At 63.4% G+C, this 16,193-nt stretch carries 20 protein-coding genes; 9 read left to right on the top strand and 11 right to left on the bottom strand.

Features of this window, described 5'->3' with window-relative positions; translation table 11 throughout:
• Positions 1-25: 25 nt before the first annotated feature.
• Entirely contained in the window at positions 26-1,588 is a 1,563-nt protein-coding gene (locus NKI97_RS01925; RefSeq protein ID WP_352454036.1) for an amino acid permease, read from the bottom strand.
• 22 nt (positions 1,589-1,610) lie between these two features.
• The gene (locus tag NKI97_RS01920; RefSeq protein WP_352832391.1) at positions 1,611-2,435 is read right to left on the bottom strand and encodes an N-formylglutamate amidohydrolase; all 825 of its coding nucleotides are present in this window, start codon (positions 2,433-2,435) and stop codon (positions 1,611-1,613) included.
• Between the two features lie 145 nt (positions 2,436-2,580).
• Here NKI97_RS01920 and NKI97_RS01915 point away from each other — a divergent pair, with 145 nt between their 5' ends.
• The 3 genes from NKI97_RS01915 (at position 2,581) to NKI97_RS01905 (ending at position 5,263) form a co-directional block, all read left to right on the top strand.
• Positions 2,581-3,408, top strand: coding sequence for a MurR/RpiR family transcriptional regulator (locus NKI97_RS01915; RefSeq protein WP_352448257.1), 828 nt, complete (start codon positions 2,581-2,583; stop codon positions 3,406-3,408).
• Positions 3,409-3,913: 505 nt separating this feature from the next.
• Complete coding sequence (locus tag NKI97_RS01910; RefSeq protein WP_352448258.1) at positions 3,914-4,729, top strand: SDR family oxidoreductase; 816 nt, start codon at positions 3,914-3,916, stop codon at positions 4,727-4,729.
• A 39-nt stretch (positions 4,730-4,768) separates the two neighbouring features.
• Positions 4,769-5,263 carry a MaoC family dehydratase gene (locus NKI97_RS01905; RefSeq protein WP_031211357.1) on the top strand — a complete coding sequence of 165 codons (495 nt, stop codon included), beginning with the start codon at positions 4,769-4,771 and terminating at the stop codon, positions 5,261-5,263.
• 35 nt (positions 5,264-5,298) lie between these two features.
• On the opposite strand, the gene NKI97_RS01900 is transcribed toward NKI97_RS01905, so the two are convergent.
• Complete coding sequence (locus NKI97_RS01900; RefSeq protein WP_352832388.1) at positions 5,299-5,919, bottom strand: hypothetical protein; 621 nt, start codon at positions 5,917-5,919, stop codon at positions 5,299-5,301.
• An 83-nt stretch (positions 5,920-6,002) separates the two neighbouring features.
• On the opposite strand from NKI97_RS01900, the gene NKI97_RS01895 reads away from it, so the two are divergent.
• Positions 6,003-6,644, top strand: coding sequence for a TetR/AcrR family transcriptional regulator (locus NKI97_RS01895; RefSeq protein WP_023675343.1), 642 nt, complete (start codon positions 6,003-6,005; stop codon positions 6,642-6,644).
• A gap of 177 nt (positions 6,645-6,821) precedes the next feature.
• Entirely contained in the window at positions 6,822-7,061 is a 240-nt protein-coding gene (locus tag NKI97_RS01890) for a DUF680 domain-containing protein (RefSeq protein ID WP_352448260.1), read from the top strand.
• Positions 7,062-7,164: 103 nt separating this feature from the next.
• Here NKI97_RS01890 and NKI97_RS01885 read toward each other — a convergent pair whose 3' ends face one another.
• The 6 genes from NKI97_RS01885 to NKI97_RS01860 are packed head-to-tail and all read right to left on the bottom strand — an operon-like array spanning position 7,165 to position 12,984.
• Positions 7,165-7,389: a hypothetical protein gene (locus NKI97_RS01885; protein WP_023675341.1), complete on the bottom strand. Its 225-nt coding sequence runs from the start codon at positions 7,387-7,389 to the stop codon at positions 7,165-7,167.
• A 53-nt stretch (positions 7,390-7,442) separates the two neighbouring features.
• Positions 7,443-8,021, bottom strand: coding sequence for a sarcosine oxidase subunit gamma (locus NKI97_RS01880; protein ID WP_352448261.1), 579 nt, complete (start codon positions 8,019-8,021; stop codon positions 7,443-7,445).
• On the bottom strand, positions 8,014-11,007 hold the full coding sequence (locus tag NKI97_RS01875; RefSeq protein ID WP_352832386.1) for a sarcosine oxidase subunit alpha: 2,994 nt from the start codon (positions 11,005-11,007) through the stop codon (positions 8,014-8,016). The genes NKI97_RS01880 and NKI97_RS01875 overlap by 8 nt, the downstream gene beginning before the upstream one ends.
• Positions 11,004-11,300, bottom strand: coding sequence for a sarcosine oxidase subunit delta (locus NKI97_RS01870; protein ID WP_292519105.1), 297 nt, complete (start codon positions 11,298-11,300; stop codon positions 11,004-11,006). Before NKI97_RS01870 ends, NKI97_RS01875 begins: the two co-directional genes overlap by 4 nt.
• Before the next feature lie 8 nt (positions 11,301-11,308).
• Positions 11,309-11,731 carry a hypothetical protein gene (locus tag NKI97_RS01865; protein ID WP_352448263.1) on the bottom strand — a complete coding sequence of 141 codons (423 nt, stop codon included), beginning with the start codon at positions 11,729-11,731 and terminating at the stop codon, positions 11,309-11,311.
• A complete protein-coding gene (locus NKI97_RS01860; RefSeq protein WP_352448264.1) occupies positions 11,731-12,984 on the bottom strand; it encodes a sarcosine oxidase subunit beta in 1,254 nt (417 codons plus the stop codon). The genes NKI97_RS01865 and NKI97_RS01860 overlap by 1 nt, the downstream gene beginning before the upstream one ends.
• A gap of 199 nt (positions 12,985-13,183) precedes the next feature.
• On the opposite strand from NKI97_RS01860, the gene NKI97_RS01855 reads away from it, so the two are divergent.
• The 3 genes from NKI97_RS01855 (at position 13,184) to NKI97_RS01845 (ending at position 14,920) form a co-directional block, all read left to right on the top strand.
• Complete coding sequence (locus NKI97_RS01855) at positions 13,184-13,558, top strand: YrdB family protein (RefSeq protein WP_352448265.1); 375 nt, start codon at positions 13,184-13,186, stop codon at positions 13,556-13,558.
• A 107-nt stretch (positions 13,559-13,665) separates the two neighbouring features.
• Positions 13,666-14,424, top strand: a complete 759-nt coding sequence (locus NKI97_RS01850) for an SDR family oxidoreductase (RefSeq protein ID WP_352448266.1) — start codon at positions 13,666-13,668, stop codon at positions 14,422-14,424.
• 109 nt (positions 14,425-14,533) lie between these two features.
• Positions 14,534-14,920: an SET domain-containing protein gene (locus NKI97_RS01845; protein WP_352448267.1), complete on the top strand. Its 387-nt coding sequence runs from the start codon at positions 14,534-14,536 to the stop codon at positions 14,918-14,920.
• 135 nt (positions 14,921-15,055) lie between these two features.
• Here the strand turns inward: NKI97_RS01845 and NKI97_RS01840 are convergent, their stop codons facing one another.
• Both NKI97_RS01840 and NKI97_RS01835 read right to left on the bottom strand, forming a co-directional pair.
• Positions 15,056-15,346: an addiction module antidote protein gene (locus NKI97_RS01840; protein ID WP_352448268.1), complete on the bottom strand. Its 291-nt coding sequence runs from the start codon at positions 15,344-15,346 to the stop codon at positions 15,056-15,058.
• Between the two features lies 1 nt (position 15,347).
• Positions 15,348-15,635: a type II toxin-antitoxin system RelE/ParE family toxin gene (locus tag NKI97_RS01835; protein WP_352448269.1), complete on the bottom strand. Its 288-nt coding sequence runs from the start codon at positions 15,633-15,635 to the stop codon at positions 15,348-15,350.
• Between the two features lie 207 nt (positions 15,636-15,842).
• Here NKI97_RS01835 and rpsU point away from each other — a divergent pair, with 207 nt between their 5' ends.
• Positions 15,843-16,115: a 30S ribosomal protein S21 gene (gene rpsU / locus NKI97_RS01830; RefSeq protein WP_023675331.1), complete on the top strand. Its 273-nt coding sequence runs from the start codon at positions 15,843-15,845 to the stop codon at positions 16,113-16,115.
• Positions 16,116-16,193 lie beyond the last annotated feature (78 nt).

The raw sequence follows: 16,193 nt of genomic DNA, 5'->3' as shown, positions 1-16,193 counted from the left end.
TGCCGGCCATGGTCATGAGAGGGGGTCAGGCGCCGGCTTCGCCTATGGCTAGCTCGGCTGCCTTGATCGCCGCCTGACGCTTTGCGATCTGGTCGCCGATGGGCGGACCCTGGAAGCGGCGGTTCTCGAAACCGAACCAAAGCACCGCGGTCAGCACGATGAAGCCCAGGGTGATATAGAGCACTTTGTCGTTCGGCGGCTGGATGGCGATGTAGAAGATGATCGCCATGCCGATGACCGACAGGATGCAAAACAGCTTGAACAGGCCGGCGCCGAGGTTCCATGGGCCGGGGTTCGGCCATTTTTCCGTTCCGAAAGCCATCATGCCGAGCACGATCGGAATGATGAAGGACAGAAACAGGAACACCAATGTCGAATTGACGACGATGGTATAGATGTTCGTGCCGCCGACCGAGATGAACTGGGCAAGAAAGACATAGATGACCTCGAGCACAGCAGCCGTCCAAATCGCATTGACCGGCGTGCGCCAGGTCGGGCTGACCTTGGCTAGCGAGGCCGAGCCGATCGGCATGCCGCCGTCACGCGAGAAGGCGAAAAGCATGCGCGAGGCAGAGGTGACCGTTGCCAGACCGCAGAGGAACTGCGCGATCAGGATGCCCAGATAGAGCAGTGTCTTCAGCCACGCCGGCAAGATCGCGTCCATCGTGGCGAAGAATACGCTCCAGCCCTGCTTGGCGCCGGCCGCCAGATCCGGAATCGCCAGTACGATCGCGCACAGCATCACCCAGCCGATCAGCGACGACCAGACTACGGACGAAACGATTGCCCGCGGAACCGAGTGCGCCGCCCTCAACGTTTCTTCCGAAGTATGCGCCGACGCGTCATAGCCAGTGATGGTGTAAACCGGCAGCAGCAGGCAGAGCAGGAAGAGATACGTCATGGAATCGGACTGCGGGAAAACACCGCCGCCCGCGTCGCCCGAATAGTTCGTGAACGTCCACAGCCGCGTGATGTCGATCGCTGGAGCAAACATCAGGCAGGCGACGATCAGCACGGCTGTCGTTGCCAGGATCAGGAAGCCGGAGGCGTCCGTCAACATAGCCGTCAATTTGATGCCGAAATGATTGAGCAGCGCCTGCAACACGGTGATGAAGGCGACAAACCCGACGATCTCACCAGGCGTGCCAGTCATGCCGAAGGCTCCGCCGAAAGTGCCGACGAAGAAGAAAGCAGTACCGATGTTGATGGCGCCGAGCACGGTGATCAGGCCGAGCAGATTGAGCCATGCGGTGAGCCAGCCAGTGAAACGGTTCCCTAGGATGGATGCCCAGTGATAGAGGCCGCCGGCGGTCGGAAATGCAGAGGCGATCTGGGCCATGGCGAGCGCGAAAAATCCCGAAACCATGCACCCGACGATCCAGCCGATGCCAGCGCCGGCGCCACCGATGGACGACGTCGCTTGCGCGAAGGAATTGATGCCGCCTGAGAGGATGCAGATGATCGAGAACGAGATCGCGAAATTCGAGAAGCGGCTCATGCTTCGCGACAGTTCCTGAGCATAGCCCATTCCGTGGAGAACTTTCAGGTCCTCCTTCTTGTCAACTTCGCTGTAACCCGGTGCTACCATTTTAAAGTCCCCTTTTGGTTTCTTAGCTGGCCGATTGAACTGACTTTCCGACTGCGCTTGGTCTGGAGGCCTTGGCCGCTTCGGGCTCCAGATTGAGAAAAATACCGGTGAGCAGATCCGCCCATTTCCGCTGCCCGGCCGCGCCGGCGATCTCGTCGTTGCGGATTTCAATCATTGCGCAGGGCAGCCCGCGCGAGCGCGCATGGCGTTCCAGCGTGAAATAGACCCGGTCGGCCGGCGAATAGGGTTCGTTGACGCCGACGCTGACGCCGGCAAGCCGCTTCAGTGTCGCGATCAGCGGCGCCGCCAGCCGGCGATCCTCGTCGTGGATGATGCCGATGTGCCAGGGCCGGCTTTTGCCTTTGTAGAGCGGCGTGAAGGAATGGATCGAGACCAGCCTGGTCTCCCGCCCGGCCGCCAGGCGCTCGTCGATGACCGTTGCGATCCGCTCGTGAAACGGTCGCCACGCCAGCCCGATGCGCGCCTCCCGCTGGTCGGCCGAAAGTCCCTGGTTGGCCGGGACCACGGTTTTTTCGCTGGCGCTGACCGTCACTATCAGGTCCGGCGCGTCGAGCGGGCGGTTGCAGTCGATGATGAGCCGCGAGATGCAGGTCTCGACCAGCGTCGCATCGAGCGCCTCGGCCATGCGGCGCGCCACCGGCAAGGCGCCGGGATCCCAGGCGATGTGGCGGGAAAGATCCTCGGCGGCAAGGCCGAGCGTTCCGAATTCCGGTGGCAGGAAATTGGAGGCGTGGTCGCAGGTCAGCACGAAGGGGCTCGATCCGCCGGGGTTCGTCACCCTTACGGTTTCAGGCGATGCAAGGCTGGCGGGCCGTGCTGTCTCCATTGTCTGCTGTCCCCGGGGAGCGCTGTATCGTATGTTACGTATTTTGCCTCATTGCGTCCCTGCGGATGATTTCATACAGTTTGGCCGGCTTTGTCAAACGCGATTTCGATAATGCGGTAACGGCACGGCCTGGGTGGGGAAAAACATGGTTTCCAGCATTGCCGAACTGATCTCCGACCGCATGGGCACCATGCCGGCAGGCGAGCGGCGCGCAGCACAAACGCTGATCGCCAGCTATCCGCTGATCGGGCTGAAGACGGTCGCCGAATTCTCGGCTGCCGCCGGCGTGTCGTCGCCGACGATCCTGCGTTTCGTCGCCCGGCTCGGCTTCCAGAACTATCCGGAATTCCAGTCGACGCTGCAAGACGAACTGGCGGCGCAATTGCAGTCGCCGGCCTCGCGCACGCTCAATCCGCCATCGCAGGGCGCCAGCGCCGTCTCGCCGATGCTGGAGGCGACGCTCGACAATATGCGCGAGACATTCCGGCATCTCTCGGACAAGCAGCTTGCCGACATCGTCGCCAAGCTGGCCGACCGGCGCGGCAAGACATTCTTGATCGGTGGCCGCTTTACCGACCCGCTGGCACGCTACATGGCCGCCCACCTCGCCATCATCCAGCCCAACGTTTTTCACCTCGGCGGGCAGGAAAGCGTCTGGCGCGACCGGCTGATCGACATGGGCAAGCGCGACGTGCTGGTGATCTTCGACATCAGGCGCTATCAGGACAGCCTGGTCCGCTTTGCCGAGACCGCCAACCAGCGCGGCGTGCAGATCGTGCTGTTTACCGACCAGTGGCTGTCGCCGATCGCCCGCTTCGCCCGCCACGTCATCGCCGGGCGCACCGCAGTGCCTTCGGCGTGGGACTCATCCGCCGCACTTTTCGTCGTTGCCGAAGCGCTGATCGGCGCGGTCACAAGGCAGCTCGAAGCCGACGGCGCCAAACGCATCCGCGAACTGGAAAGCCTGCGGTAGAGCCCCTCCGGAACGGGACGCGTTTCGCTTCGGTCTAGTCCACTAAAAAACTGATCATCTGCAGGATCAGGATCAGCAAAAAGACGCCAAAGGCAGTCGCAAAAATCGCTGCCAGCAGGACGGTGCGTTGTTTCTTACCCATGGCTTTCCCCCCGAAAGCATAGTCCCCGTCCACGAATACGAATGTCAGTCCCGCCCCACTGCTCGGCCACCTCCCAACTCCTCAAGACCCGCCTGCGGCTTGGGCGGAGGAGTAATGACGACTTGCTTCACGTGCGAAATTAACCGCTTACAAGGTGCTCGTTAACGGAAATGGCCGCATCATTCATCCGACCCATGTCACGGCCGAATGACCACCTTGCATTTCGGGCTTAACCATTCAGCCGCTAAGCGTGCCCCACCCCAGCTACTTTACCCATGGCAAGCATGATCGAAGTTCGGCTAGCCTTGTCGACGTGAAGCCGCTTCCTTGAACCAAAGCGCGGTGAACTGCACGGAGGGTACGATGAGCTATCTGGACGAGCTGTTCTCAGTCGCCGGCAAGACGGCGCTGGTCACCGGCGCCGCCACCGGCATCGGCCGCATGGCGGCGACCGCTCTGGTCATGGCCGGCGCCTCGGTGATGATCGCCTCGCGCAAGGGCGAGGATTGCGTCGGGGTTGCCGGCGAACTGAACGGGCTTGGCGCCTCCGGCCGGGCGGAAGGTTTTGCCGGCGACGTCTCCAGCGAGGCCGGCATTGCAGCACTTATCGCCGAGGTCCAGGCGCGGACCGAGCGGCTGCATATCCTGGTCAACAATGCCGGCATCTCCTGGGGCGCGCCGCTGGAAAGCTTTCCCTACCATGCCTGGGCCAAGGTGTTCGGCGTCAACGTCACCGCGGTTTTCCATCTGACGCGCGAATTGCTGCCTCTGCTCGAGGCCGCCGCCAGCGATGCCGACCCGGCCCGGGTGATCAACCTAGGATCGGTGATGGGCACGCAGCCTTTGGCCGAAGATGCCTACTCCTACTCGGCCTCGAAGGCTGCGGTTCACCACCTGACACGCATCCTGGCGATCGAATTCGCCGCCCGCCGCATCACCGTCAACGCCTTTGCGCCTGGCCCTTTCCGGAGCCGGATGACGGCCTTCGCCACCGGCACCGAGGACCAGGCAAGACATATCGGCAACCACGTTCCGATCGGCCGCATCGGCGCACCGGATGACATTGCCGGCGCAACGCTCTATTTGTGCAGCCGGGCCGGCAGCTATGTCACCGGCGCCATCCTGCCGATCGATGGCGGGCAGTCGGTGCAACACGGGCTGACATTGTTCAAGGAATGAGACGCACGCCATCCGGCGAGTGAAATGCCGGGGGTGAAGATGGAGGACATCAGCGTGGAACCGATCAGTCTCGATGTGCTTCTGGCCAACGTCGGCAAGGAAGTCGGCGTGTCGCCATGGCGGGTCGTCACCCAGCGCATGATCGACCAGTTCGCCGATGCCACCGACGACCATCAGTTCATCCATTGCGATCCGGAACGCGCCAGCCGCGAAACGCCGTTCGGCGGCACCATCGCGCATGGCTTCCTGTCGCTTTCGCTGTTGTCGGCGATGACCTTCGAAACCATGCCGCCGCTGGAAAACAGCAAGATGGGCGTCAATCACGGCTTCGATTCGCTGCGCTTCCTGGCTCCGGTGAAGACCGGCTCGCGCATCCGCACCCGTTTCGTGCTGGCCGACGTCAAGGTCAGGCCGTCGGGGTGGGTGCAGACGGCGCACGACGTGACGATCGAGATCGAGGGCTCGAAAAAACCGGCGCTGACCGCGCGCTGGCTGACGCTGACGCTGATCGAACGCCAGCCGGAAGCGGTCTGACTCTCGTCAGGCGGAGAAGCCTATCTGTGCCAAATCTATTTGGCTTCGGCCGCGACGTACTTCATGTGGCGGCTGACCTGCAGCGCAATGTAGACGACTAGTGAACAACCGATCGGGAACACGATCTCGTTGAGGCCGGTTGCGATCGCCTGTGGCATTGCGAGAGCAGCGTCATTTGCCGCGGCCGTCTCGATGGTCAGCACCGTGATGCCGCCGCCGAATACCGCGCCTATCAGGGCGCCTGCCAGCGCGAAATGGAGCGGACGCGGTTCTTCCTTCGATTCCAGCGACGCCAGTGTCCAGCCGAGCAGCCCGTATTCGATCGCCCGCAGCACACCGAGCGTCGTGAGCGACAGGATGGCCGGCTTTGCCGCCGCGTCCAGCGCGCTGACCATAACCTTTCGCGTCCCTTTGGCGATGCCCATCGCCAGTGGCGCCGAAATCGCACCGATCAGGCCACCGAGCGAGCCTCGCACCTTGGTGAGCGCCGTGCCGAGGCTGACGCCGGCGCAGGCGAAGAACGACCAGGTCACGCCTTGCGCCAGTTCGATCAGAACCTGCGTCGTCGCCGGGTAGGCACCTGCCGCAAATCTGACGGTCAGAATGAGAGCTTCCATGGCGAAGCCGAGCGCGATCGCCAGCCACGCGACAGTCAAGCTTCTGCTTCGTGCCACCCTTGCCCGACGCCGTACAGCGTATATATGCTGCATCCAGCCATCAGTCATAAGGCAGTAGAAAGTTGCAGCTAAGCGTCCAGGAGCGCCGCGAAAAACAAAAGGCTGAACTGCGTTCCGAACTTGTCGACGCCGCGCACAAGCTTGTCCAGGAAGAAGGCTATGACGGCCTCACCATCCGCAAGCTCGCCAAGCGCGTTGGCTATGCGCCGATGTCGGTCTATTCCTATTTCGCCGACAAGCAGGACATCCTGTTCGCGCTGGCCGAGGATGCCTTCGAGACCTTGGCCAGGCGCATCGCAAATCATACGGCCGACGACCCGATCGAGGCGCTCAAGGCGGTGCTTGTCGAATACGCCGCCTTTGGACTGGAAAATCCCAACGAATACCGCACCGTCTTCATGACCGAAAAAGTCAGGCCGCCAGCCGGAAAGACCTTCGCCGAAATGGAGAGCGGCAACCCGGCGATGAAAGTGCTGATCGCGAGGGTCGAAGCCTGCGTTGCCGCCGGCAGGCTCAAAGGCGATCCACGCGCCATCGCCACCATGCTGTGGGCGGTCGGCCACGGCGCCATCTCGCTGCTGATCACCTTCCCGTTCTACCCGTTCGGCGACCAGACGACGTTCATCACACGGATCGGCGACATCATGCTCGAAGCCATCGCCGCGCACGAGATTGCGCCGCTCACGCCGCCGGTCAACTGTTGAAGAGCGGCGCTCCTGCCGATCTGCAGGATCTTCTCCGAACGATCTGCGCTGCGGCGCCGGGCGTTCGGCAATTCTCCGTACGCGTACGATTTTGCTTGAACACCGGGAGTCCAGGGCGTATCTGTACGCAATGACGTACATGTACGAGAAATTCAATAGCTGAACCGGAGACCGACGATGAAGAAGGCAATCCTCACGCTCGCCGCCCTGCTGGCGCTCTCTGGCGCCGCATTTGCCGGCAGCAATCAGTCAGGCAAGCAAGAAGTGACCTGCATCGATACCAAGACCGGTGCGAAGCTTGATTGCGCGCCGACCGGATCGCTTGAAAAGGCCGATGCCGCGGCCCACAAGGCCGGCAGCAAGGGCCCGAGGCTCGGCATCGGCATCGACCCATGGATCGTGCCAAGCAGCTTCTGAGCCGATCGGGCAACAATACGCGGTGAGGAAACGAAAGGGCGGCAGCAATTTACGGCCGCCCATCGTGCCGGCCTCAGCCCTGCTTTTTGTCACCCCGCGCAGATCACTTCTTGCGCTTCTGTCCCACCACGCTTTTGGGCTTGCCGGGTCTTGCCGGTGCGCCGGGAATGGCCGTTCCGGTGATCGACACCGGATCGCTGGCCGGGAATGTATCCTCGAGACCTTCCTCGAGTTCCTCTTCGATATCCGTCCCAGTGCGCTGCTCGTCTTCGAAAGAGCGCACGGCCGGCGTCTTGACCGGCGACTTCGGCGCGGAGTTCGGCGGCATTTGCATTCTCCCTCGGCTCGCTGTCGCAGAACGGTCGGGCGCGGCGAACATGCCTATGCTGCCGCGTCGCGCGCTGCCTCCGACAGAAAAGTAAAGACATAATCGGAAAAGGAACGCCAGCATTCGAGGCGGAACGCGTCGGCCGCCGTGCGCAACAGCACGATTTCGACCTTGCCGAGAATGGTACGCGACGCCGCCCCGACCGGAAAGGCGTCGAGCGACAGATCCTGCGGGCAGCCGGCATTGATCGTTGCCGCGGCAGCCGGACCGGTAACCGATATGGCGACGTTGCGGTGCGAGATGCCGACCGCCGAATGCAGTACGGAAATGCTGGCGCAGTCGGCGAGTGGATCTTTTCCGCTCTCGTCGATGACCAGCCATTCGTCCGGCCCGAGCCACAAGGCCGTGCGTCCGGCCTTTGCCGCCGAGGTTTTCGGCCTTTGCGGCAGGACGACGCAGAGCGCTTTCGAAAGTGCCGCAATCGAGGCTTCCGGCGCGCGCAGCGATATGCGCCCGGCCGGCGGCAGCACGGCAAGTGCAACGCCGGCGGCGGAAAGCGACTGGCCGGCGAGAGCCGGACGGCGTTCGACTGAGGGTCCGGCGGCGTCGGTTTTCAAAGCGGCCTTAGCCATTGAGGCGCTCTCCCTTCTCGTCGAAGAACACCATGCCGGTGACCTCCACCTCGATCACCCCGTCCGGCATCGGCACATAGAGCCTCTCGCCCGTGCGATCGCTGCCGCCGGCGACCAGCCCCAGCGCGATCGAGCGGCCGCAATTTTGCGACCAATAGCTTGAGGTGACATGGCCAATCATCTTCATCGGGATTGCCTGCTTCGGGTCCGCGACGATCTGCGCGCCCTCCTCCAGCACCACCTTGGGATCCCTGGTCTTCAGGCCGACAAGCTGCTTGCGGCCCTTGGCGACCAGATCCGGCCGCGCCATGCCGCGAATGCCGACGAAGTCGGTCTTCTTCTTGCCGACCGCCCAGTCGAGCCCGGCGTCGTTCGGCGTCACCGTGCCGTCGGTATCCTGGCCGACGATGATGTAGCCCTTTTCAGCGCGCAGAACATGCATGGACTCGGTGCCGTAAGCACAGGCGCCATGCTTCTGGCCCTCGGCCCATAGCGCTTCCCAGACTGCCTCGCCGTAATCGGCCGGCACGTTGACCTCGAAGCCGCGCTCACCGCTGAACGACATGCGAAACAGCCTGGTCGGCACGCCGCAGATCCGGCCTTCGCGCACCGACATATGCGGCAGCGCCTCATCCGACATGTCGATGCCCTCGACCAGCGGCGCAATGATGTCGCGAGACTTCGGTCCCTGCACGGCAATCACCGCCCATTGCTCGGTGATCGAGGTCAGCCAGACGTTGAGATGCGGGAACTCGGTCTGGAGATAGTCTTCCATATGGTTCATGACGCGCGGCGCGCCGCCGGTCGTCGTCGTCACATGGAAACGGTCGGGTGCAAGCCTGCCGACGACACCGTCGTCATAGATGAAGCCGTCCTCGCGCAGCATGATGCCGTAACGGCAGCGGCCGGGCTCGAGCTTCTCCCATGGATTGGTGTAGAGCAGTTCCATGAATTTGGCCGCATCCGGCCCGACCACCTCGATCTTGCCCAGCGTCGAGGCGTCAAACAGGCCGGCTGTCTTGCGCACCGTGACGCATTCGCGGTCGACGGCGGCATGTATGTCCTCGCCCGGCTTCGGGAAATACCAGGCGCGCTTCCATTGGCCGACATCCTCGAATACAGCGCCCTGGCGCTCGGCCCAGGGATGGATCGCCGTCTTGCGGGTCGGGTCGAACAGGGGACCCCGCGCGTGCCCGACGATCGAGCCGAATGTCACTGGCGTATAGGGCGCGCGGAACGTCGTCAGCCCGACCTGCGGGATCGGCTTGCCCAACGTCTCGGCGGCAATCGCCAGGCCGTGCATGTTGGAGGTCTTGCCCTGGTCGGTCGCCATGCCATTGGTGGTGAAGCGCTTGACGTGCTCGATCGAGCGCATGCCCTCATGCACTGCCTGGCGGATGTCCTTAGCGGTGACGTCGTTCTGGAAGTCGACAAAGGCCTTGACCGTCGTATCCGATCCGGCACCGGGTGCTGCACCCAGCATGCCGCGCGACCAGCTCTCGCCGGCGTCGACCTTCGGCTTGGTGCCCTTGGCCGGCCTGCTGCCGGCGTCCTTGGCCGCCTTCGCGCCCGCTGCATAGGCCTCGTCGATCGTCGCCGACAGCCCGTCGGTACCGTTGCAGGCGCCGACCGAGACGCAGTCCTGCGCATAAATTCCGGGCACGAAGCGCTTGGTCTCGTCATTGAAGGCGACCTTGCCGCGCGATTGCGAGAACAGATGCACCGATGGCGTCCAGCCGGCCGACATCAGGATTGCGTCAACCGGCATGGTGCGTTCGCCGCCGCCATTCTTCGGCTGTACGGTCATCGACGACACCCGCAATTTGCCGCCGGCGCGGATCACCGCGCGGCCGAAATTGACCTCGAGGCCGAGCGCCCTCGCCTCGTCGATCGCCGGCCCGGTCGGGTTGTCGCGCAGGTCGACGATCGCCGCCACGTTGATGCCGGCCTTTTTCAGGTCGATCGCCGCCGCATAGGCGGAATCGTTCGCCGTATAGACGCCGACATTCCTGCCGACTGCGACGCCGTAATGGTTGAGATAGGTGCGCGCCGCCGACGCCAGCATGATGCCCGGCCGGTCGTTGTCGGCAAACACCATGTGGCGCTCGATGGCGCCGGTCGCCAGCACCACGCGTTTGGCGCGAACCTGCCACAGCCGCTCGCGCGGAAGGTCGCGGCCGGGGTTCTGCAGATGGTCGCTGACGCGCTCGACCAGCCCGACGAAATTCTGCGCGTAATAGCCGAAGGCCGTGGTACGCGGCAGCACGCGGACATTGTCCATCGCGCTCAACTTGGCGAGAGCCGATTGCGCCCAGGAAAAGCCGTCCTGGCCTTCGATCTTCGCGCCGCTCTCGAAGCGCAGACTGCCGCCGAATTCCGCCTGCTCGTCGGCAAGGATAACGCGCGCGCCGGTCTCGGCCGCGGCCAATGCCGCGGCAATGCCCGCGGCACCGCCGCCAAGTACCAGCACCTCGCAGTGGGCGAAGCGCGCCGAATAGTGGTCGGGATCCGGCTGGTCAGGAGCGACGCCGAGACCGGCGGCGGCGCGGATCTTGGGCTCGTAGAGGTTTTTCCACGCGGCCTTCGGCCACATGAAGGTCTTGTAGTAGAAGCCGGCCGAAAGCATCGGTGAGGCAATACTGCTGACGGCACCGATGTCGAAAGCGAGCGACGGCCAGCGGTTCTGCGACTGTGCGGTCAATCCGTCATAGAGTTCCTGCACCGTGGCACGCACGTTCGGCGTCTTGCGTGCCGCGTCGCGCTTGATCTCGACCAGCGCGTTCGGCTCTTCGGCGCCAGCCGACAGAAAACCGCGCGGCCGGTGGTACTTGAACGAGCGGCCGACGAGATGGACGCCGTTTGCAAGCAGCGCCGAGGCCAACGTATCGCCCTCGATGCCGGTATAGGGGCGGCCGTCGAAGCTGAAGCCAGCTATCTTTGCCTGTTTGAGCCGCCCGGCGCCGGCAATGCGGAACGTGGCGCTCATTTGGCGGCTCCCGGCAGCTTGGTGGGCTTCGGTTCGCCGGCCTTGTAAGTCATCAGGAACCTGTCGCTGACGGTGTCGCGCACGGCATTGAAGAACCGCGCACAGCCATGCATGTGCCGCCAGCGCTCATAGATGATGCCTTTGGGATTTGAGCGGATGAAGAAGAACTTTTCGAAGTCGTCGTCGCTCTCGCCGGCGATGTTGGGGGAACGCGCGATATGCGCCTCGCCGGCGTTGCGGAATTCGAGCTCCGGACGCTCTTCCTCGCAATAGGGGCAGCGGATGAGAAGCATGGTTGGTCCTACAGTTCGCCGTGGCCGACGCGAGCGCCGGCAGGTTGGTCGCAAAGCCTCTGGCCCATCGTCACGAAGGGCGCGACCAGCCGGATGCGCTCCTCGATGCTGGCTACCGGGCGGAAAAGGTCGCGATACGCCATATTGCCGACCGAAAGCGTCATCGGTTCGGTCGTCACGATGACGTAGCGCCGCTCGAATTTTTCGCCTTCCTCGAGATCGGCTGGCCGGTTCTCCATAAAGGTGACCACTCTCTGACCGGCGCTCCAGGCGCAGGCGAGTACACCCTCGTCGACGGAAAACGGCCAATCCGCTTCATTGCCGACGCGGCTGATGGGCTGCAGGCGCACCTCCTCTGGCGTGGGGATATGGAACAGGCCCTGCTCGCCGGCGAGCATCAGCGGCATGGCGACGGCCATCTCGGTCATCATCAGTGCGCCACCGCTGCCGCCGCCGCCTCGTCGATGAGGCGGCCGGTGCGGAAACGCTCGATGGTGAAAGGCGCGTTGATCGGGTGCGGATCGTCCCTGGCGATCGTATGGGCAAAGACATGGCCCGAACCCGGCGTCGCCTTGAAGCCGCCTGTGCCCCAGCCGCAATTGACATAGAGGCCGGGCACCGGCGTCTTGGCCAGGATCGGCGAACGGTCCGGCGTCACATCGACGATGCCGCCCCATGAGCGCAGCATCTTCATGCGCGTGAAGATCGGGAACATCTCGCAGATGGCGTCCAGCGTATGCTGCAAAATGTGCAGCCCGCCGGTCTGCGAATAGGAGACATATTGGTCGGTGCCGGCGCCGATGACCAGCTCGCCCTTGTCGGATTGCGAGATATAGGCATGCACGGTGTTCGACATCACCACGCAAGGCACCACCGGCTTGACCGGCTCCGACACCAGCGCCTGCAGCGGATAGCTTTCCAGCGGCATGCGCACGCCGGCCATGTTCATGATCACCGATGAGTGCCCGGCGGCAACCACGCCGACCTTCCTGGCGCCGATGAAGCCGCGCGTCGTCTCGACACCGGTTACCGCGCCGTTCGGCGCCCGTTTGACGCCGGTGACCTCGCAATTCTGGATGATGTGGACGCCGCGCGCCGAGGCGCCGCGCGCATAGCCCCAGGCGACGGCATCGTGCCGCGCCGTGCCGCCGCGGCGCTGCAGGGAGGCGCCCATCACCGGATAGCGCGCATTGCGCGAAATGTTGAGCGGCGGGCAGAATTCCTTGGCCTGCTCCGGCGTCAGCCATTCATTGTCGATGCCGTTCAGCCGGTTGGCATGGACGTGCCGCTTCAGGACCTGGATGTCATGGATGTTATGGGCGAGCATCATGACGCCGCGCGGCGAATACATGACGTTGTAGTTGAGCTCCTGGCTGAGCCCGTCCCACAGCTTCAGCGCATGGTCGTAGATGCCGGCGCTTTCGTCATAGAGATAATTGGAACGGATGATGGTGGTGTTGCGGCCGGTATTGCCGCCGCCGAGCCAGCCTTTTTCCAATACCGCGACGTTGGTGACGCCGTGCACGGTGGCGAGATAATAGGCGGTGGCCAGGCCGTGGCCACCGGCGCCGACGATGATGACGTCGTACTCCTTCTTCGGCTCCGGTGAGGACCATTGTTCCTCCCAGCCCTTGTGACCGCGCATGGCCTCGCGGGCGATGGCGAATACCGAGTATTTCTTCAACGTCGCAGGCCTCGCAAATGACGGCCGGGCATTCACTCGAACGCCGGCGCGCGAGCTGTATCACTAGCGAAACGGCGCTGCCAGCCTTGCACTGTTTGCGACGGCGCTTGCCGTTTTGCGCCGTGGTGAAAAAGCCGCATCCGGGCAGGTTGATGCAATTGCCTTCCACCGCTATCCGTCGCCTGACGATCGGAGGATTATGGCGGTGGGTAACGTCTGGTGGAACCTGACATTGCGCTTCTTGCTGGAGCTCGCCGCTTTGCTCGGCCTCGGCATGGCGGGCTGGAGCCTCGCAGCGGGCATGTGGAGTTGGATCCTTGCCGTGGCATTGCCGTTCGTTGCCGCCGCGCTCTGGGGAGTCTTCGCGGTGCCGAACGATCCGAGCCGCTCGGGGCGGGCACCGGTTCCGGTGCCGGGCGGTTTGCGGCTGGTGCTCGAACTCGTCATCCTGTTCGGCGGCGCTGCCGGATTCCACCTGGCCGGCTACACGACGGCCGGCATGGCCGTCGCCCTGCTGATCGCCGTCAGCTACGCATTTTCGCTCGATCGGCTCGGCTGGCTGCTTAGGCAATAGTCCAGGCCGACACCACCTCGCAGGTATCGGGTGGTTCGCGCCGCCCCGATTTGCGACCAAGCATCCCGATTGCCGGCAAGGGCCGGCGCCAAAAAGGATGCAAAAAAATGCTCGCACTTATCAACAAAGTTGCCATCGTCACCGGCGCTAGCTCCGGCATCGGCCGCGCCACGGCAAAACTCTTTGCCGAGCAAGGCGCCAGGCTCGTCGTCGCGGCCCGCCGCCAGGCGGAACTCGATGCGCTGGTTGCCGAAATCGAAGACGCCGACGGCACGGCTATCGCTCTTGCCGGCGATGTCCGTGACGAAGCCTACGCGAAAGTCCTGGTCGGCCTGGCGGTCGAGAAATTCGGCGGGCTCGACATCGCCTTCAACAATGCCGGCTCGGTCGGTGGGATGGGGCCGGTTTCGGAGCTGTCGCTGGAGGGCTGGCGCGAGACGCTCGATACCAATCTGACCGGCGCCTTTCTCGGCGCGAAATACCAGGTGCCGGCGATGGTCGAACGCGGCGGCGGCTCGTTGATCTTTACCTCCACCTTTGTCGGCTACACCGTCGGCATGCCCGGCATGACCAGCTATGCGGCGAGCAAGGCCGGACTGATCGGATTGACGCAGGTGCTGGCCGCCGAATATGGCGCCAAGGGCGTCCGGGTCAACGCGCTGCTGCCGGGCGGCACCGACACGCCCTCGGCAACGTTCAAGACACCTGAATCGCGGGCCTTCGTCGAAAACCTGCATGCCTTGAAGCGCGTCGCCGAGCCAGAGGAGATCGCCCGCTCGGCGCTTTACCTGGCTTCCGATGCATCGAGCTTCACCACCGGCACGGCACTGTTCGCCGACGGCGGTGTCTCGATCACCCGGACGTGAAGCGTTTCGCGGTTGGCGTGGGCCCGCCAGCCGCAATGCCGGAAAAACCGGCCTTGCTTTTTCCGGCGATTTGACGATTCCGTCTTCGCCTCGAAGACGGATTGGAAACATGCTGCTGATCAGAACCTATATCGCCGCGAGCGCAATCGAAGGCGTCGGCGTGTTCGCCGCCGAGCCTATCCGGAAAGGCGCGCAGATCTGGCGGCTCGATCCGGACTTCGACCGGCTGATCCCGATGGAAAGATACGAGGCAGCGCCGCCGCACCTCAAGGAATTGCTCGACAGATATGCCTATCCCAGTCCGGACCGGCCGGGCTTCACGGTCTATGAGGTCGACAATGGCCGCTTCATGAACCACGCCGACAAGCCGAACACCGACTTTTCGCAATATGGCGGGGCCACCGCAACCCGCGACATCGCCGCCGGCGAGGAGATAACCTGCGACTACGGCGAGTTCTTCGAGGGTTTCGAGCAGCTTCACCTGGCCACCGCATAGCGGCGCCTATCTGACCCAAGGCGAATTTTGTTCTTGCTTTGTGCCGGCAGCTATGCTATTAACTTCTCTATGGTGCTAATTCACACCAGCGACCCGCCGCCGAGGCGGGTTTTTTCGTTTCGGGATTCGGCGGCCTCAGGCTTCGGTCTTTTCGGCGGTGAGTTTCACCCCTAAGGCCTTCACCACGCCAAGCAATGTCGAGAGGCGCGGGTCGCCATCGGGGCTCAGTGCCTTGTACAGGGCCTCCCGGGTGACGCCGGCATCTTTCGCCACCTTGGACATGCCGCGCGCGCGGGCAACTATGCCGAGAGCATTCGCGATATAGCCGGTATCGCCCGTGGCAAAGGCGTCGGCAAGAAGTTCGGCCTGGGCCTCCGCGCGGCCGAGATGTTCGGCAGGATCAAAAGGCAAGGTCTCGTGGGGCATTTCAGATCTCCTTGGCCATTTCAATGGCCTTCCTGATATCGCGCTTCTGCGAGGACTTGTCGCCGCCGCAGAGCAGGATAACGAGCGCGCTGCCGCGCTTGACGAAGTACAGTCGGTAACCGGGACCGTAGTCTATCCGAAGCTCGCCGATGCCATCGAAGAACTTCACGTCTCCCATCAGTCCGGACTGGATACGTGCCACGCGGATCGCAATCCGCTCGGCCGCCCGCATATCGTTTAGACCCTTGAGCCAGTCCCGGAACTCGGCGGTTTGTTCAACGATGGTCACTCGTGAACTATAGTTCACAGATTGAAAAAATCAAGCCGCCATGTGGGACTGTCGTGCCCGCCCGGACGGCACCGCCTCTCAATCGGCTGTGGACAGAGCCCCTTGATTCTGCTATCAGCCGCCCCAATTCGTGGTGTAACGCGCCGCGGAGGCTTGCGGCTATGGCCGCTTGCCTGTTGATTTCAAACCCGAAAGACAGGATTGCACGTGCAGGTACTCGTCCGCGACAACAATGTTGATCAGGCGCTTCGCGCGCTCAAGAAAAAGATGCAGCGCGAAGGCATCTTCCGCGAAATGAAGATGCGCGGACATTACGAGAAGCCCTCCGAGAAGCGCGCCCGTGAAAAGGCGGAAGCCGTGCGCCGCGCCCGCAAGCTGGCCCGCAAGCGCGCCCAGCGCGAAGGCCTGCTGCCGATGACGCCGCGTCCGGTCGCGGCCGGTGCTGCCGGTGCCGGTGCTCCGCGTCCGCCGCGGTTCTGACGTCAATTTTTCGTCCTTTTCCAAGGATACCCAAGGTGGCGCGATGCGGAATCGCCGCCACCTTTTTGTTGTGAGTTC

It is taken from the genome of Mesorhizobium sp. M0296 (assembly GCF_040321675.1).
Taxonomy (GTDB): domain Bacteria; phylum Pseudomonadota; class Alphaproteobacteria; order Rhizobiales; family Rhizobiaceae; genus Mesorhizobium.
The sequence above is the reverse complement of the archived record's forward strand: the minus strand, read 5'-3'. Positions and strand labels throughout refer to the sequence as shown.